Here is a 16,792-nt window from a genome sequence, read left to right on the forward strand (position 1 = left end):
TTTAGTGGGCTCGATTAGATCAGCCGTACCCAATGATCCAGCAGCAGCGCCCCGAATAACACCGCCAGATAAATAATGGAAAAGCGGAACAGCTTGCGGGACAGCTCATCACTGTAATTGCGATGTAGCTGATGGGCGTATTGAATGAAGCGTGCACCCAGCAAGATTGCAGCCACCAGATACAGCACACCACTCATGCGGATAATGAAAGGCAGCAGGCTGGAAGCCATCAGAATGTAGCTGTAGAGCAGCACATGCAGCGTTGTGAAGGTCTTGCCGTGGGTGACCGGCAGCATGGGCAGGCCAGAGCGTTGGTAGTCGTGCTGACGGTAGAGCGCCAATGCCCAGAAGTGTGGGGGCGTCCAGATGAAAATAATCAGTACCAGCAGCCAGGCTTCTGCCGGTACGGCATTGGCAATGGCGGCCCAGCCCAACGCAGGCGGCATGGCACCGGACAAACCGCCGATCACAATGTTCTGTGGGGTCAGGGGTTTGAGGATGACGGTATAGATCACCGCGTAACCAATGAAGGTGGCCAAGGTCAGCCACATGGTTAGCGGATTCACCCAGTAATACAGCACCAGCATGCCCACCCCGCCCAGCAAACCGGACATGGCAAGCACTTGAGGTGGGGTAATGGTGCCGCGTGCCGTACCGCGTCGGGCGGTGCGCAGCATGCGGGCATCAATCTGGCTTTCGATCAGGCAGTTGATGGCAAAGGCGGCGGCGGCCAGCATCCATATGCCTAGCGTGCCCGCGACCACAGTACCCGGATCGGGCAGGCCGGGAGCAGCCAGAAACATGCCGATAACGGCACAGAAAACAGCTAACTGGGTGACTCTTGGTTTAGTCAGTACCAGATACTGGCGCAGGAGCGAGGCGGGAGCCAGGGTAGCGGTGTTTGTCATACTGTATTCCTTGGGGGACAGTCGACTTGCGGGAAAGCCGTACCAACAGGGTGACGCAGCATAAAACGAGACCGGCAGCTCCCCCATTATGCAGGACGGCAATCAAAAGAGGCCATTGGAAAAAGATCGTGGTTAACCCCGTGATGAGCTGGGCCAGCAACAGTAAAAGGACCAGTGTGGCGGGGCGGCGCAGTACGGGATCGGCGCGTAATTTCCAGGCGACCGAGCCCAGAACCAGAAAGACGACAAACGCCATATTGCGGTGTACCCAATGGATGGCGGTCAGTGCGGCCTGGGAAATCATTTCACCGGAAGGCAGCTCGCCCAGGGCACGGAAAAGCGAGAATCCGCCATGCAGATCCATATCGGGTATCCATTGTCCGTGGCACTGCGGGAAGTCCATGCAGGCCAGTGCGGCGTAGTTGGTGCTGACCCAACCGCCCAGGCCAATCTGAATTGTCAGCAGCAGAAATGCGCCGATCAACCAGGGTCGCCAGCGGCGGGTGACTGGAGACACAGGCGGCCCGGGGTTCTCGCGCACGGCCAGCCAGGTCATCAAGGCCAGAACGCTCATGCCGCCCAGCAAGTGGGTGGTGACGATAATGGGCATCAGCTTGTGGGTCACGGTCCAGGCGCCAAAGGCTCCTTGCACGCACACGGCCAGCAAGGTGAATAGAGCCAGTCGGGCTGAATGCCCCAGCGTATGGCGGTGTCGCCAGGCCATCCAGACGATGGCAATAATCAGCATGCCCAAGGCCGCGCCTACATAGCGGTGAATCATTTCGATCCAGGCCTTGCCCCAGCTAACCGGGCCATAGGGCATGGCCTGATAAGCTTGCTCGATATGTGCGCCTGCGCCCAGAGGGCTGAGCTTGCCATAGCAACCGGGCCAGTCCGGGCAGCCCAGGCCGGAGTCTGTCAGGCGCACAAAGGCGCCGAACATGATCAGGTCCAGGGTCAGAAACCAGGTCAGGTAGACCAGCTTGCGGTAGCGTTGGCGGATATCGGCCATGCTTTATCCGATCCGTGAATTGTTCAGCAGCTTGCGTATATCGGTGCGGACCTTGAGCGGGTCGGCATCACCGGGGAACAGCATCATCAAATTGCCATTGGGATCGATGATCCACATGCCATTTTTGACGGCCTGCTCGGGTGCTTTATCCACGGCTTCAGGGCTGAGGAAAGCGGCCAGTTGGCGTGGGTCAGCGCGCAGCATGTGCGTGCCCTGGTAGGCCTCCAGAATTTGTGCAGAGGGTTGGCCCTGGTCGGTGATGAACCAGACACGTGCCAGACGCTCCACATTCTTGCCTTGGCTGGCATGGGAGTTGCGCAGGATGAACAGCTTGCGCACGCAGCTTTCGGGGCAGGCGCTTTCATCGGCGCTGAGCAGCACCCAGCGACCACGCAGCGATTTCAGATCAAAGGCTTCACCTTGCAGATTCTGCAAAGCGAGTGCACTTGGCTCTGGCGTGCTGCGTTGTGGCTCAATCAACTGACCATAGGCATTGCTTTCATCGGGCCGCAATCCCAGGGAGGGCATGTAGTAGGCTGCCAGCGCAAAGAGCACCGGTGCCAGGCTGATGGCCATCAGCAGGTACAGCGGGGTCATGGAACGCGGGCGGGCAGGGGATTGAGTCGTGTCCACGTCAGGTTTTCCTTGTAGGAGCAGAGTTGGGCCTGGAGCGTCGCAGCCATTTCCACGCTACACCGATCCAGGCACACAGGGCAATCAGGGCAAAACCGAACCATTGCAGTGCATAGCCACGGTTCTTTTCAAAGTCGATATTCGGGTCAGGCCAGTTTGTTTGCAGTTCCGAGGCGGGAGCGGTCTGCGCCAGTACACGCGGCAGCACAGGCAGATCGATGCGTGTACGCAGATCTTCCAAGGCAAGGTTCTGGACGACAGGGGGCGTGCCTGATGGGCCGGGCAAGTGCTCGGGCAAGGGACTGCTGCCCAGTTCAAACAGGCGTGGCACCCGTTCCATCAATTCGCCGGAAATGGTTTCGGAGCCGGAAGGGGCTGCCGGAACGCTAGGGGTTTGCCCCGGTATGCGAGCCAGCCAACCACGTAGCACCAAGAGGCTGGAGCCCGCCAAATCGCCCTCATCCAGCACAAATGGGGTGGCAATCCAGTAGCCTGGCTTACCTTTGAAATTGCGATTATCCAGGAGTACAGTTAACTCACTGCGCCAGGAGCCGTGCACTGCGACAGACTGCCACAAGGCACCTTTATCCAGGCTGGCCTGGGAATCAATATGAAGGGGAGCTTGTTGGCGGCCTTGTTCTATTTGTTGTGCCAGGCTTTGACGTTCCTGCGCGCGGCTCAGTTGCCAGCGCCCCAGGCTAATGAACAGCAGCATCAGCAAACCCAGACAAACCAGGGCAAGCAGGGATCGAGTCGAAGAAGAACGAGGATTGTTGCTGGACATCAATTCAACCTGAAGCGGGGGAGACGTAATGCGTGTGCTAGTCCTGATCGTGTTTCTGGGGATTATTGTTTCGCTGGGTTCAGCCCTGGTGTATTTGATGCGGGACCGGGGTAATTCCAATCGCATGGCCTATGCTCTGACCTGGCGAGTGGGCTTGTCCGTGGCCCTGTTCCTGTTTGTGCTGCTGGCCCATTACCTGGGTTGGATTGAAAGCACCGGAGTGCCCTTGGCGTGAAGTAAAAATCCAGGCCCGCAGCACGGGCCTGGAGCATGGATCACTAGAACCAGTACACGTACAGATACAAGCCCAGCCACACCACGTCCACAAAGTGCCAGTACCAGGCGGCACCTTCAAAACCAAAGTGGTGTTCGGCGGTAAAGTGCCCGCGCATCAGCCGTATCAGCATCACCGTCAGCATGGTGGCACCGATAATCACGTGAAAGCCGTGAAAGCCCGTCAACATATAGAACAAGGCCCCGTATGCGCCAGAGGTGAACTTCAGGTTCAGTTCGGCGTAGGCGTGCATGTATTCGTAGGCTTGGCAGGCCACAAAGGCGAAGCCCAGCGCCACGGTCATGAACAGCCAGAAGATTGCGCCGCCACGCTTGCTGGCACGCAGGGCGTGGTGAGCAATGGTCAGGGTGACGCCCGAGGTCAGCAGCAAGGCCGTATTGATCGTAGGCAGCCACAGCGGGCCTACGGTCTGGAACGGGGCGACAGTGCCAGCCGGGCCCTGATTTGGCCAGGTGCCGGTAAAGTCGGGCCAGAGCAGGGCGCGGTGATCCAGGTCGCTTAAAAGCGGCGTGGCAATTTCGCGGGTGTACCAAAGTGCCCCGAAAAAAGCCGCAAAGAACATGACTTCGGAAAAGATGAACCAGGACATGCTCCAGCGATAGGAGACGTCTACGCGCGCACTGTTCAGGCCGGTTTCGGACTCGTTGACTGCTTCGCTGAACCAGAAAAACAGCACCAGCAAAAAGCTGAGAATCCCGACCAGAAATACCCAGAAGCCACCGGGCCAGTTATTGATCCAGATGGCCGCACCCAGTAGCGTCAGGCACAGGGAAATACTGGCGCGTACCGGATGCCCCGATAAACCGGGGACGTAGTAATACGGCGCCTTGGACGGGTGAGCCGTAGTCTCGACATGCATAGTGTTCTCCTTCGGATCATGTGCCCTTGGGCGCAGTATCCGGCCAGGGTTTAGCTGGCCTGACCGATGAACCAGCGGGCCACCATAATCAGGCCCACAACGAAAACAACCGTGGCGATCAAGGCGGCAACAATCAGATAGACCGGATTGATCTTGGCAATGTCCTGTTCATGGTCGCTGCCACGACGGACTCCAAAAAATCCCCAGGCAATGGCTTTCAATGTCTGGAAAAAACTGAGCTTGCGCCGTGTGAGGTCCCGAAAATCGTCATCCATATCACTGTCCTAAAAATTGACTGCCTTTTAGAAAGGTCCAGGCCATGACGGCAATGACGAACACGGCCAGGAGCAATCCCAGACGGCGGTTGCGACGGCGTTGTTCGGGAGTCATACGGCGATCCTCCAGCGTTATTTGATGACAGGTGGAACTTCAAAGGTGTGGTGTGGTGCGGGCGATGGCACCGTCCACTCCAGACCCTCTGCGCCTTCCCAGGGCTTGGCACTGGCAACTTCACCCTTGCCACGGGCAGCTTGAATCACGATGTAGATCAGCAGCAGTTGGGACAGGCCAAACCAGAAGGCGCCAATGGTGGCAATCTGGTGGAAGTCCGTGAACTGACCGGCATAGTCCACATAGCGACGCGGCATGCCCGCCAGACCCAGAAAGTGCATGGGGAAGAAGGTCACGTTGAACGAGATCATGGTGGACCAGAAGTGGATCTTGCCCAGACGCTCGTTGTACATGCGGCCTGTCCACTTGGGCAGCCAGTAATAGGCACCGCCAAACAGGGCGAACAAGGAACCGGCTACCAGCACATAGTGGAAGTGAGCCACCACGTAATAGGTGTCATGTACGGCGATATCAATCGGGGCCACGGCCAGAATCAGGCCGGTAAAGCCGCCAATCGTGAACACGAAGATAAAGCCGATGGAAAACAGCATGGGCGTTTCAAAGGACAGCGAACCGCGCCACATGGTAGCCACCCAGTTGAAGATCTTCACCCCGGTAGGAATGGAGATCAGCATGGTGGCATACATGAAATAAAGCTGCCCGGTCACCGGCATCCCGGTGGAGAACATGTGGTGAGCCCAGACCAGGAAAGACAGAATCGCGATAGCGGCCGTGGCATACACCATGGAGGCATAGCCAAACAAAGCCTTGCGGGAGAAGGCGGGCACAATGGCCGACACAATCCCGAAGGCCGGCAAGATCATGATGTAGACCTCGGGGTGGCCGAAGAACCAGAAGATGTGCTGGTACAGAACCGGGTCACCACCACCGGCAGCGTTAAAGAAGTGGGTGCCAAAGTGACGGTCTGTCAGCAGCATGGTGACCGCAGCGGCCAGCACAGGCATCACGGCAATCAGCAGGTAAGCAGTAATCAGCCAGGTCCAGCAAAACAGAGGCATTTTCATCAGCGTCATGCCGGGGGCGCGCATGTTCAATACCGTCACCACAATATTGATGGCCCCCATGATGGAGGACGCGCCCAGAATGTGGACCGCAAAAATCGTGAAGTCCATGCCTGGCCCCATCTGCAAGGACAGGGGGGCGTACATGGTCCAGCCACCGGCGGGTGCGCCGCCCGGCACAAAGAAGGATGCGGTAAACAGAATCGCGCCCACGGGCAGCAGCCAGAAGCTGAAGTTGTTCATGCGGGCAAAGGCCATGTCCGATGCGCCAATCTGCAGCGGAATCATCCAGTTGGCAAAGCCCACAAAGGCCGGCATGATCGCACCGAAAATCATGATCAGGCCGTGCATGGTGGTGAACTGGTTAAACAGCTCGGGCCGGAAAAACTGCAGGCCCGGCTGGAACAGTTCGGTACGCAGCAGCAAAGCCAGCACGCCGCCCTCCAGCAACATCACAAAGGAGAAGATCAGGTACATGGTCCCGATATCTTTGTGATTGGTGGCGAACAACCAGCGACGCCAGCCGCTAGGGGTGGCATGGGCATGATGGTGATCATCATGTCCGCTCGGGTTCGCTACATGGTCGACGGTGACGCTACTCATGCTTGACTCCTTGCTGCACTCCCCCTGGCCGTAGTCAGGGATAGATTGATAGTGTGATAGGCGGCGAGCGCAGACTTAGCGCTGTTCCTTGACGTCGGCGGGCATCACGACCGGGTCGGGCCCTTTGCCAGCGTTGCCCCAGGCGTTACGTGTGTAGGTGATGACCGCTGCAATCTGTACATCAGTAAGCTGATTGCGGAAGGCCGCCATCGCAGTGCCAGGGTGACCATTCAACACCGTGTCGATCTGGCCTTTCTTTGGGGCGAGCACAAATTTTGTATCGCCATCCAGAGCGGGGAAGGTGCCGGGCATACCTTTGCCGTTGGCCTGGTGGCAAGCCACGCAGTTCTGCGCAAAGATCTGCTTGCCGCGTTCGGTCAGCTCGTCTTTGCTCCACTCTTTATTGGGATCGTCGGCTTGGGCGGTCAGCAAGTCGTTTTGCTCTTTGGCCCACTTGTCGTAATCCTCTTGCTCCATCACTTGCACCACGATGGGCATGTAGGCGTGGTCCTTGCCGCACAGCTCGGCACATTGGCCGCGGTACGTGCCCACCTTGTCGGCGCGGAACCAGGTGTCGCGCAAAAAGCCGGGGATGGCATCTTGCTTGACGCCAAACTCGGGCACCATCCAGGAATGGATGACGTCCTCGGCAGTCAGCATGACGCGTACTTTCTTGTGAACCGGCACGACCAGCGGCTTGTCCACTTCCATCAGATAGTTCGGGCCAATGGGCTCGCGACCTTCAATCTGGGCGCGGGGGGTCGACAGGTTGGACAGGTATTTGACGCCCGTGGCCGGGCCGTCCAGATACTCGTAGCCCCATTTCCACTGATAGCCGGTGACTTTAACGGTCAGGTCGGCGCTGCTGGTGTCCTTCATGGCGACCACCGTTTTGGTGGCGGGTAGCGCCATGCCGATCACGATCAGAAAGGGGATGATGGTCCAGGCCACTTCCACACCCAGGTGCTCGTGGAAGCGGGCAGCGATTGCGCCCTTGGACTTGCGGTGCCGGATGATGGAATAGAACATCACGCCGAACACACCAATAAAGATGATGGTACAGATGATCAGCATCATCCAATGCAGCCAGGCAATGTCCTGGGCGATGGGGGTAACCCCGTTATGCAAATTGAGCTGATTGACACGGGGACCACCCTCCATGTGGGTGATCTGAGCCAGGCTTGGCCCTGCCGTCGAACAGGCGGTCAGAGCAAATAAACTTCTCCACATCTTCATTGTTGTCCCTCTTTTGGTGTTGCCATGCCAAACCGGGGTTCGGCTGCGTCAACGCTCCGAAAAATCCAACGCTGGAAGAAACTGCTGTGTTGCAGTGGCGGGCTTGTCGCAGCTAAGTGCTGGTCCGCTCGAAGTTTTTAGTAGCTTATCTGTTCACGGAAATTATATAGAACTTGCTTTAGCCTTCAAGGGCAGGGTATGTCCCTAGACGACAAGGTTGGACTAAACGCTACAAAAGCCGTAATGGGGCAAGGCTTGAATTACAATCGCCGACTATGACTTTGTTCCAGAACCGATCACTTACTCAGGCCCTGCGTCAACGCATGGCCAGCTTGACCAGTCAACTGCAACAATTGCCCCCGCCGGGCAGCCGTCCTGTCACTGTTGATGGACGCGTTGCCGGATGGATTACCCCCAAGGCTGCCCGCTGTATCGAGCCCTTGCCGGGGGTCTTGATTGAAGAAGATGTCTTGCGTCTGAGCGAATGCCCCAGCCAGGAATTGAGCTTGGCTCAGGTCCTGGATCAGGTCGCCCTGCGTTTGCAGGAAGGCGGTTGCATTCGGGCCTGGCGTGACGAGTTGCTGGATGTCGTTGGTGAAGGCCAATGCCTGTCCCGTATTGAACGCGGCGCTGTGCGTCCCTTGGGGTTTCTGACCCAGGCTGTGCATTTGAATGGCTGGTCCACAGACGGTCGCATCTGGGCCGCGCGCCGTTCCCCCACCAAATCGACAGACCCGAATATGTGGGACACGCTGGTCGGTGGCCTGGCGGTCAGCGGGGAATCCCTGCATACCTCCCTCATACGTGAAAGTTATGAAGAAGCGGGCTTGCCCGAGTCTGTGCTGGCTGATTGCACTCCCTTGCGCGTGTCCTTGCGTATGCACCGTCGCCTGCCGGAAGGCTATCAGGTGGAGAACGCCCTGGTCAGCGACTGCGTACTGGCCGACGATGTGCGGCCCCGCAATATGGACGGCGAGGTTAGTGAGTTTCGCTTATTGACGCTGGATGAAGCCTGGCAAATGATAGAAGCAGATTTGTTCACTCTGGAAGCGCAAGTGGTGCTGATCGACAGCATCAAGCAGCATCTGGACAAGCTGGCCTGAACCTGGGAGTCACCGGGCAGGCATCAACCCGATGGGAGCTACGCATGAACCCGAATCCTTTTGGTATACCTGATTTCAATGCCCTGGGCGGCGGCAATAATCCTTTGCTGCGCAGCATGGATATGATGGCGCAGGCCTGGAAAAACATGGCCAGCGGTGGCGCGGGTGAGTTGGGCTCGGGCATGATGCCCAGCTTGTCGCCCGATGATCTGGACCGCCGCATTCGTGATTTGCGTGCCGTGGAAAGCTGGCTGCAGTTGAATCTCTCCATGCTGGGCACGACCATTCAAGGGCTGGAAATTCAGCGCTCCACCTTGGCGGCGATCAAGGCGATGGCGCAGCAAGGAACGCAGGCGGCGGGTGGGGCAAATCCCTTTGAAGCCTTCATGGCTTTCAATCCTATGGCAGCGGGTGCTGCGAGCGCAGATAGTGCAGCAGGTGCCAAGGCGCAGGCCAGCAAGCCGGAGGCGGCAGCGCACACGGCATCCCAGTCAGCAGCGGCTCAGCCCTCGCCACAGCATCAACAAGCTGCACCACAGCCCGAAGCGGCTGCCAAGCAGGACACCCCAAAAGATAAACAGTCTGGAGCCCAGCAGGAGGCCGGGGCAGGCAATCCCGCTGCGCAAGCGTGGTGGAACATGCTGCAACAGCAATTTGATGCCATGGCGACCGCCACAGCCGCATCAATGCAGCAGGTAGAAAACTATCGCCAGCAAGCGACCAAGGCCAAATCGACCGGGTCGGCCAAGCCCCCTAAACCAGCGGCGGCCAATGCCCAGACTTCGGCCAAGACCAGTGCTCCGGCAGCGGCCAAGACGGTAAAAACGGCAGCGAAAGCAGCCACTAAAACCGCAACCAAGGCGGCCACCAAAACGGCGGCTAAAAAAACCGCTACGCGTAGCACCAAAAGCAGTACCAAAAAGAACTGATCGACCAACCTAGTAGGTAAATTTTTATGCTTAATATCGTGATTCTGGCAGCAGGCATGGGCAAGCGTATGCAGTCTGACCTGCCCAAAGTACTGCATCCTATCGCTGGCAAATCCATGCTGGCCCACGTGCTTGATAGCGCACGTGAACTGGAGCCGGAAAAAGTTGTGGTCGTGGTGGGTCATGGCGCCGAGCGCGTTCAGCAAACCTTCGCACAGGCCGAGCTGGCCTTTGCCCTGCAGCAACCCCAGCATGGCACGGGCCACGCTGTGCAACAGGCCGTGCCTGAACTGGTCGGTGGCGACCAGGAAGACGACGCCACGCTGGTGCTGTACGGTGACGTACCTCTGGTCCAGGCCGACACCCTGCGCCGCTTGCTGGAAGCCCGTGGTCAAGGCGTAGCCGTGCTGACCGAGACATTGGCGGACTCCACAGGCTATGGCCGCATCATTCGCGGTGCAGACGGCTCCGTGCAGCGTATTGTTGAGCACAAAGATGCCAGCGAAGCCGAACGTGCCGTGAAAGAAGTGAACACCGGCATTCTGGTGGCACCTACGGCTCGTCTGAAAGACTGGCTGACCCGCATCACCAACGACAACGCTCAGGGAGAGTACTACCTGACCGACATCATCGCTTTGGCCGTTTCTGATGGCGTATCCGTGCAGGCTGCACAACCCGCTGCAGGCTGGGAAACCCTGGGTGTGAACAGTCGTATTCAACAGGCCGAGCTGGAGCGTCTGTGGCAAGCCGAGCAGGCACGTCGCTTGCTGGAAAAAGGCGTGACACTGGCCGATCCGGCCCGCTTTGATCTGCGCGGCACACTGGAATGTGGCCGTGATGTGTTCATTGACGTGGGCTGCGTGTTTGAAGGCAAGGTTGTCTTGCAAGACGGCGTGCGTGTTGGTCCTCATAGTGTTCTGCATGACGTTACTGTCGGTGCCGGTACGCAAATCGAAGCCTTCAGCCATCTGCAGCAAGCTCAGGTCGGTGAAGAAGCCCGTATTGGCCCATACGCTCGTCTGCGTCCGGGTGCCGTTCTGGCCAATCACACCCACGTTGGCAACTTTGTGGAAATCAAGAACACCCAACTGGGCGAAGGCTCCAAAGCCAATCACCTGGCCTATATCGGTGATGCCGATGTGGGGCAGCGTGTGAACATTGGCGCGGGCACCATCACCTGCAATTACGACGGCGTGAACAAGTTCCGCACCGTGATTGGTGACGATGCGTTCATCGGCTCCGATACGCAGTTGGTAGCCCCTGTGACCGTAGGCCGTGGCGCAACGATTGGTGCGGGTACGACCTTGGTGCGCAATGCACCGGATGATCAGTTGACCCTGTCGCGTTCGGAGCAGCGCAGTGTGTCCGGCTGGAAGCGCCCGGTCCGTAAATCTTGATGTGTTTTAGCCCTTCTTTGGTATGGCTCCCTTTGCACTGCAAGGGGAGTCGTGCTGCGTGCTTGGGTGACGCAGCAAGCCCGGATGGGCTGATTCTGGATGGTCGCCATGCGCATTCTGCAGCTTAATTTCGAGCGCGGTTGGCGCGGTGGCGAACGGCAAACCTTGCTGAGTCTGCAGCATATGCAGCAGGCGGGTCACCAGGTCAGTTTGCTGGCCAGACGTGATGAAGAACTGGCCAAGCGTGCCAAAGAGCAGGGTTTGAGCGTGGTCGAATGCGCCTCCGTGGGTGCAGCGCTGCGCTACTTGCTGGTGCATGGCCGTGGCTTTGATATCGTCCATTCCCAAACCGCGTCCTGCATGAGCTGGTTGGCTGTGCTGCATTTCTGGCTGCCCAAGCGGGTGGTCTTTACCCGTCGCACGGCTTTCCCCGTTGACCGTAAACGGATTGAACAGCGTAGCGGACAGCAGACAGGCAGCCCGTTAACGTCCAAAGAACGGCGCACGCGCTGGAAGTGGAGCAAGGCAGATCGCCTGGTGGCGATCAGTCAGGCGGCAGCAGCAGAGCCGCGTCGTCTGGGCTTTTCTGTGGATCTGATTCCCAGTGCCATTGAATACGTGGAGCAGGACGACGCGTACGTCAATCACCTGCGGCAGCGCTGGAACCCGCAAGGTCTGCGCGTCCTGGGGACGATGGCTGCATTGACGTCCGAGAAAGACCCCCTGACCCTGATCCGTGCCGTTCACGCCCTGTATCAGCGCCGTCAGGACTTTGTGTTTTTACACTTTGGCGCGCCCGGCTCTGAATCTTCGGCGGCACAGGAACTGATTGCGCAGTTGGGCTTGGAGTCCTGCTACAAACTGGCTGGCTTTGAATCCCGCCCCGAACAAGCGTATCGATTAATGGATGGCTTTGTTCTGAGCTCTCGACATGAAGCCCTGGGGTCCAGCGTTCTGGATGCCTTTGTATACGGTGTCCCCGTTACGGCCACGATGGCTGGTGGCTTAAGCGAGCTTTTGGATAATGGGCGCGGCAATTTGTGCGCGGTAGGCGATGCACGAGCAATTGCCCAGGCCTTGGATGACACCTTGAGCAATCCTGTTGCAGCGCGTGTGCAAGCCGATTTGGCTCATCGCTGGGTGCAGCAGGAACATGATCCTGCCGTCATGGTGCAGCGTTATTTGCGTCTGTATCAGCAACTGGTACAGCAACGCGTACGGGACTGATTCCGGCTTATACCTTCGGTGCAGGCAAAGGCACTCGCGTCTCGAACTTGGCCTGATGAATCGAAAAGAAGCTGCGGATGTTGCGGATATTCGCCTGGCTGGTGAACAGAGCGTGAGCCAGCTTGTGATACGCCTGCATATCATTGACCTGCAAAATCACAATGAAATCTACCCCGGTAGAGACGCGATAACACTGCGTCACAGCAGGCTCGGGTGTCATCAGGCGCTCGAACTGCTGCAAGTATTCTTCACCCTGACGGTCCAGTGTGATCTCCACAATCGCCGTCAAACTGGAGCCCAATTGCTCCGGGTCCAGCAAGGCAACCTGCCGCCGAATCACCCCTTGTTCGCTTAAACGACGCACGCGTCGCAGACAGGTTGGAGGGGACGCATGCACACGTGCCGCCAGCTCCTGATTGCTGATAGAAGCATCATTTTGTAGTTGCTCCAGAATTCGCAAATCCAGCTCGTCCAGTTCAATCATGACAATGTTTATCTATCTATTATGAAATTAAATTTCGAGAAATAAATTAAATTTTGTTCTTATTTCATATTGATTATTAAGTGAAATTTTAATTCATTTCAAAAGAAAAATAGAAATAAAATTTTTGGTGTTTCAGATCAGAATAAGCAGATTGATTTGATTAGTTGGCCCACCCAAAGGGGCCATGAACAGGAGTTGGCTATGTGTGGAATTGTTGGCGCTGTTGCGCAACGCGATATTGTCCCCGTGCTGCTGGAAGGTCTGAAGCGTCTGGAATACCGGGGCTACGATTCTTGCGGCGTTGCTGTTCATGCGCAGGGCCAGTTGTTGCGGGCACGCAGTACTCAGCGCGTGGCCGAGCTCCAAGAACAGGTCCAGGCAGATCATCTGCAAGGCTTCACCGGCATTGCTCACACTCGCTGGGCCACACACGGTGCGCCAGCTACCCATAACGCTCACCCGCATTTCTCCGGTAAAGGCAAAGCGCGCATCGCTTTGGTGCATAACGGCATCATTGAGAACCACGACGATTTGCGTGCTGAATTGCAAGGTATTGGCTATGTGTTCGAGAGCCAGACCGACACCGAGGTCATCGCCCACCTGATCGATCATCTGTACAACGGTGATCTGTTCGAGGCGGTACAGCAGGTTATTCGCCGCCTGACCGGAGCCTACGCGATTGCCGTGTTCTGTCAGGACGAGCCACATCGCGTCGTCGGCGCTCGCCACGGTTCACCGCTGGTTGTTGGCGTAGGCCAGAACGAAAACTTCCTGGCCTCGGACGCTTTGGCCTTGGCTGGCACCACCGATCAAATCATCTACCTGGAAGACGGTGATGTGATTGATCTGCAAATCAATAAAGTGTGGATCATGGACAAGGACGGCCGCTCTGTTGATCGTCCCGTACACACCGTGCATCTGCATACCGCCGCCGCTGAATTAGGCCCATACCGCCACTTCATGCAAAAGGAAATCTTCGAGCAGCCTCGTGCTGTGGGCGATACCTTGCAAGACATCGAAAGTGTCACGCCTGAACTGTTTGGCGATCAGGCCTATAAGGTCTTTCAGGATATCGACAATGTACTGATCCTGGCTTGCGGCACCAGCTACTACGCCGGTCTGACTGCCCGTTACTGGATCGAGTCTCTGGCCAAGATCCCCGTCAATGTGGAAATCGCCAGCGAATACCGCTACCGCGACAGTGTGCCTAACCCTCGCACCCTGGTCGTGACCATTTCCCAGTCCGGCGAAACCGCCGATACCCTGGCCGCTCTGAAGCACGCTCGCAGCTTGGGCATGGAACAGACCCTGACCATTTGCAACGTGGCCACCAGCGCCATGGTGCGCGAGTGCAAACTGTCCTACATCACCCGCGCTGGCGTGGAAATTGGCGTGGCTTCCACCAAAGCCTTCACTACCCAGCTAACGGCCTTGTTCCTGCTGACCATTGCCTTGGCTCAAGTCAAAGGCCATTTGAATCAGGAGCAGGAAGGCGATTATCTGAAAGCCTTGCGTCACCTGCCTACCGCAATCGCTGCCGTGTTGGCTCTGGAGCCGCAAATCATGGCATGGGCAGACCGTTTCGCCAGCAAGGAAAACGCCTTGTTCCTGGGCCGTGGCATGCATTACCCCATCGCCATGGAAGGCGCGTTGAAGTTGAAAGAAATCAGCTACATCCACGCCGAAGGTTACCCTGCTGGTGAACTGAAACATGGCCCTCTGGCTCTGGTCACCGAAGCCATGCCCGTGGTCACCATCGCCCCACGCGATGAGCTGCTGGAAAAGCTGAAATCCAATATCGAAGAAGTCCACGCACGCGGTGGCGAACTGTACGTGTTTGCCGACGCCGATACCCGCATCGGTAGCAGCGAACGTGTGCATGTCATTCGTATGCCAGAGCACTACGGCAAGCTGTCTCCAATCTTGCATACCGTGACGCTGCAATTGCTGGCCTATCACACGGCTTGCTCGCGTGGCACGGACGTGGATAAACCACGAAATTTGGCTAAGAGTGTGACTGTCGAATAAGTTTTTCAGACTAGATCGACTGTAAAGAGCCGCTTATGCGGCTCTTTTTGCATTCGGCTCCACCTTACGTTTTTGCTCGGTTCTCATAGGGAAGTGAGCCCTGTGAAAGAAGATGAGTAATGCTTCACAGCCAGACCATTTGTCGCCCCAAACACACACCGCTAGCGGACTGGACGGACAGCAACATATAATAATTGATAACGATTCTCATTAGCTATCAGTGCGGAGTACCCTCGTGTCATCTTCAGTTCTACCCTTGTCAGGTGTGTCTTCGGCCGATTCGGTCGAGTCACTTTACTGCGACCACCACAGTTGGTTGCAGCGCTGGCTGCATCATCGGTTGGGTGGGGCAGACCAGGCGGCTGACTTGGCGCAGGACACGTTTGTACGCTTGTTAAGCAGCCGCTCCAAGTGGCAATTTTCCAGCCCGGGTGAAGCTCGGGCTTATTTGCGCAAGACCGCGCAGAATCTGTGCATCAATTTGTGGCGACGTCAGGAAATTGAGCAGGCCTGGCTGGATATTCTGGCCGCGACGCCGGAGACTTTCTACCCTTCAGCAGAGCGGCAAGCCATGATTTTGCAGGCGCTCGAAGAGATCAGCACCATGCTAAGCAGCTTGTCTCCCAAAGCTGCCAAAGCCTTTACGCTTGCCGTCATTTGCGAGCTGACTGACGACGAAGTCGGTGCAGAAATGGGTATTTCCGGTCGCATGGTGCGTAAGTACGTGGCCCAGGCCATGTTGGGGTGCATCAGCCTGCATGCGTGCCAGACAGTGGCCGAGCTGCGTCAGGAACCCCAGTACTAAGCCCCATGAAGCACAGTTCCAGTTTTTCTTCTTCCGCGACGCCTCCCCATGCTGTCTTGATGCAAGCCGCCGAGTGGTATGCCTGCTTGCGTGATGGCAAAGCCAGTGCGGCCGAGCGTTCTGCCTGGCAAAGCTGGCTGAAGCAGGACGAGATGCATAGCACCGCCTGGCGCTATGTGGAAGAAGTCAGCCGCAGTTTTGAGCCGGTACGCACGGCGCCGGATTCGCGCCGCGTGGTGGAGAAACTGCACAGCGCCAATGAGCGTTTGCATCAACGCCGCCGTGTGCTGACTAGCGTTGCCGCGCTGGCGGGGATCGGGGTTTTAAGCTGGTTGAGCTGGCGTCAGTCCTGGCTGCCGTCCAGTGTCCTGGCGTTGGCATCCGACCACTCCACGCAAACGGGCGAGCAAAATCAGATTGTGCTGGCTGATGGCTCCCAGCTCTGGCTCAACACGGCTTCTGCCATTGATGTGCAGTTCACCGCACAGGCTCGTCATATTGTTTTGATTTCGGGCGAGATCTTCATTCAGACGGCCAAGGACGACACGGCACGGCCATTCACTGTTCAGACCCCGCAGGGCAATATGCGTGCCTTGGGTACGAAATTCAATGTGCGTATGGACAAGGACTGTACACAGTTGGCGGTCTACGAAGGAGCCGTGCAGGTATCTACCGCAACGGGTCAAAACACCGCCACGGTACAGGCGGGCAAGCAGGTGCACTTTAGTGCTCAGCGTATCAAGCAAAGCATGGATGCTGATCAGGCGCGGGAGGCCTGGACGCAAGGTGTACTGGTGGCTGACAACATTACGTTGCGCAGCGTGATCCAGGAATTGAGCCGTTATCGCAAAGGCTATTTGGGGGTGGATGATTCCGTTGCCGACCTGAAGGTCTATGGCAGTTTTCCCATCCACGATACCGACCGTGTGCTGAAAATGCTGGCCTCGGCACTGCCGATTCGTATCGGGCAGCCCTTGCCGTGGTGGACCAATGTGGAAGCCCTGAACTGATAGCTCAGGGTATTTCGGCACCGCTTTCAGCAAAAAATTAATAATAAAAGCCTATGAAATTCAATGG

The 16,792-nt window shown here is 57.3% G+C and carries 18 protein-coding genes; 8 read left to right on the top strand and 10 right to left on the bottom strand.

The genetic code is table 11. The annotated features are described in order from the left end of the window. Nucleotides 1-14 precede the first annotated feature (14 nt). Genes cyoE through OSH09_RS07425 form a run of 4 tightly spaced genes read right to left on the bottom strand, consistent with a single transcriptional unit; the run spans nt 15 to nt 3,337 of the window. Nucleotides 15-908 (bottom strand): heme o synthase, encoded by an 894-nt coding sequence (gene cyoE / locus OSH09_RS07410; RefSeq protein WP_266120605.1) that lies wholly within the window; start codon nt 906-908, stop codon nt 15-17. After that, on the bottom strand, nt 847-1,920 hold the full coding sequence (locus OSH09_RS07415) for a COX15/CtaA family protein (RefSeq protein ID WP_207872542.1): 1,074 nt from the start codon (nt 1,918-1,920) through the stop codon (nt 847-849). Before OSH09_RS07415 ends, cyoE begins: the two co-directional genes overlap by 62 nt. A 3-nt stretch (nt 1,921-1,923) precedes the next feature. Next, nucleotides 1,924-2,553, bottom strand: a complete 630-nt coding sequence (locus OSH09_RS07420; RefSeq protein ID WP_207872541.1) for an SCO family protein — start codon at nt 2,551-2,553, stop codon at nt 1,924-1,926. A gap of 1 nt (nt 2,554) precedes the next feature. Continuing rightward, nucleotides 2,555-3,337 (bottom strand): SURF1 family protein, encoded by a 783-nt coding sequence (locus OSH09_RS07425; protein ID WP_207872540.1) that lies wholly within the window; start codon nt 3,335-3,337, stop codon nt 2,555-2,557. Between the two features lie 28 nt (nt 3,338-3,365). Here OSH09_RS07425 and OSH09_RS07430 point away from each other — a divergent pair, with 28 nt between their 5' ends. Further along, nucleotides 3,366-3,572, top strand: coding sequence for a twin transmembrane helix small protein (locus OSH09_RS07430; protein ID WP_042485541.1), 207 nt, complete (start codon nt 3,366-3,368; stop codon nt 3,570-3,572). A 43-nt stretch (nt 3,573-3,615) separates the two neighbouring features. Here OSH09_RS07430 and OSH09_RS07435 read toward each other — a convergent pair whose 3' ends face one another. The 5 genes from OSH09_RS07435 to coxB form a co-directional block, all read right to left on the bottom strand. After that, the gene (locus tag OSH09_RS07435; RefSeq protein WP_207872539.1) at nt 3,616-4,491 is read right to left on the bottom strand and encodes a cytochrome c oxidase subunit 3; all 876 of its coding nucleotides are present in this window, start codon (nt 4,489-4,491) and stop codon (nt 3,616-3,618) included. A 50-nt stretch (nt 4,492-4,541) separates the two neighbouring features. Further along, entirely contained in the window at nt 4,542-4,766 is a 225-nt protein-coding gene (locus OSH09_RS07440) for a DUF2970 domain-containing protein (protein ID WP_207872538.1), read from the bottom strand. 1 nt (nt 4,767) lies between these two features. After that, on the bottom strand, nt 4,768-4,881 hold the full coding sequence (locus OSH09_RS07445; RefSeq protein WP_009457495.1) for a cytochrome oxidase small assembly protein: 114 nt from the start codon (nt 4,879-4,881) through the stop codon (nt 4,768-4,770). Between the two features lie 17 nt (nt 4,882-4,898). After that, entirely contained in the window at nt 4,899-6,506 is a 1,608-nt protein-coding gene (ctaD, locus tag OSH09_RS07450) for a cytochrome c oxidase subunit I (protein ID WP_207872537.1), read from the bottom strand. A gap of 75 nt (nt 6,507-6,581) precedes the next feature. After that, complete coding sequence (gene coxB / locus OSH09_RS07455) at nt 6,582-7,742, bottom strand: cytochrome c oxidase subunit II (protein WP_207872536.1); 1,161 nt, start codon at nt 7,740-7,742, stop codon at nt 6,582-6,584. Between the two features lie 275 nt (nt 7,743-8,017). On the opposite strand from coxB, the gene OSH09_RS07460 reads away from it, so the two are divergent. The 4 genes from OSH09_RS07460 to OSH09_RS07475 all read left to right on the top strand — a co-directional run bounded on the left by OSH09_RS07460 (nt 8,018) and on the right by OSH09_RS07475 (nt 12,398). Continuing rightward, a complete protein-coding gene (locus OSH09_RS07460; protein WP_207872535.1) occupies nt 8,018-8,845 on the top strand; it encodes an NUDIX hydrolase in 828 nt (275 codons plus the stop codon). Nucleotides 8,846-8,889: 44 nt separating this feature from the next. Beyond that, complete coding sequence (locus tag OSH09_RS07465) at nt 8,890-9,774, top strand: PhaM family polyhydroxyalkanoate granule multifunctional regulatory protein (protein WP_266120606.1); 885 nt, start codon at nt 8,890-8,892, stop codon at nt 9,772-9,774. Between the two features lie 26 nt (nt 9,775-9,800). Next, on the top strand, nt 9,801-11,171 hold the full coding sequence (glmU, locus tag OSH09_RS07470) for a bifunctional UDP-N-acetylglucosamine diphosphorylase/glucosamine-1-phosphate N-acetyltransferase GlmU (protein ID WP_266120607.1): 1,371 nt from the start codon (nt 9,801-9,803) through the stop codon (nt 11,169-11,171). A gap of 108 nt (nt 11,172-11,279) precedes the next feature. Next, on the top strand, nt 11,280-12,398 hold the full coding sequence (locus OSH09_RS07475) for a glycosyltransferase family 4 protein (protein WP_266120608.1): 1,119 nt from the start codon (nt 11,280-11,282) through the stop codon (nt 12,396-12,398). A 7-nt stretch (nt 12,399-12,405) separates the two neighbouring features. Here OSH09_RS07475 and OSH09_RS07480 read toward each other — a convergent pair whose 3' ends face one another. After that, on the bottom strand, nt 12,406-12,882 hold the full coding sequence (locus OSH09_RS07480) for an Lrp/AsnC family transcriptional regulator (protein WP_207872531.1): 477 nt from the start codon (nt 12,880-12,882) through the stop codon (nt 12,406-12,408). A 201-nt stretch (nt 12,883-13,083) separates the two neighbouring features. Here OSH09_RS07480 and glmS point away from each other — a divergent pair, with 201 nt between their 5' ends. The 3 genes from glmS (at nt 13,084) to OSH09_RS07495 (ending at nt 16,725) form a co-directional block, all read left to right on the top strand. Next, the gene (glmS, locus tag OSH09_RS07485; RefSeq protein WP_207872530.1) at nt 13,084-14,910 is read left to right on the top strand and encodes a glutamine--fructose-6-phosphate transaminase (isomerizing); all 1,827 of its coding nucleotides are present in this window, start codon (nt 13,084-13,086) and stop codon (nt 14,908-14,910) included. Between the two features lie 235 nt (nt 14,911-15,145). Beyond that, the gene (locus OSH09_RS07490; RefSeq protein ID WP_266120609.1) at nt 15,146-15,715 is read left to right on the top strand and encodes a sigma-70 family RNA polymerase sigma factor; all 570 of its coding nucleotides are present in this window, start codon (nt 15,146-15,148) and stop codon (nt 15,713-15,715) included. Between the two features lie 5 nt (nt 15,716-15,720). Then, nucleotides 15,721-16,725 carry a FecR domain-containing protein gene (locus tag OSH09_RS07495; RefSeq protein WP_266120610.1) on the top strand — a complete coding sequence of 335 codons (1,005 nt, stop codon included), beginning with the start codon at nt 15,721-15,723 and terminating at the stop codon, nt 16,723-16,725. Nucleotides 16,726-16,792 lie beyond the last annotated feature (67 nt).

Origin of the sequence: Alcaligenes parafaecalis (assembly GCF_026344135.1) — a bacterium.
Lineage (GTDB): Bacteria > Pseudomonadota > Gammaproteobacteria > Burkholderiales > Burkholderiaceae_B > Alcaligenes > Alcaligenes parafaecalis.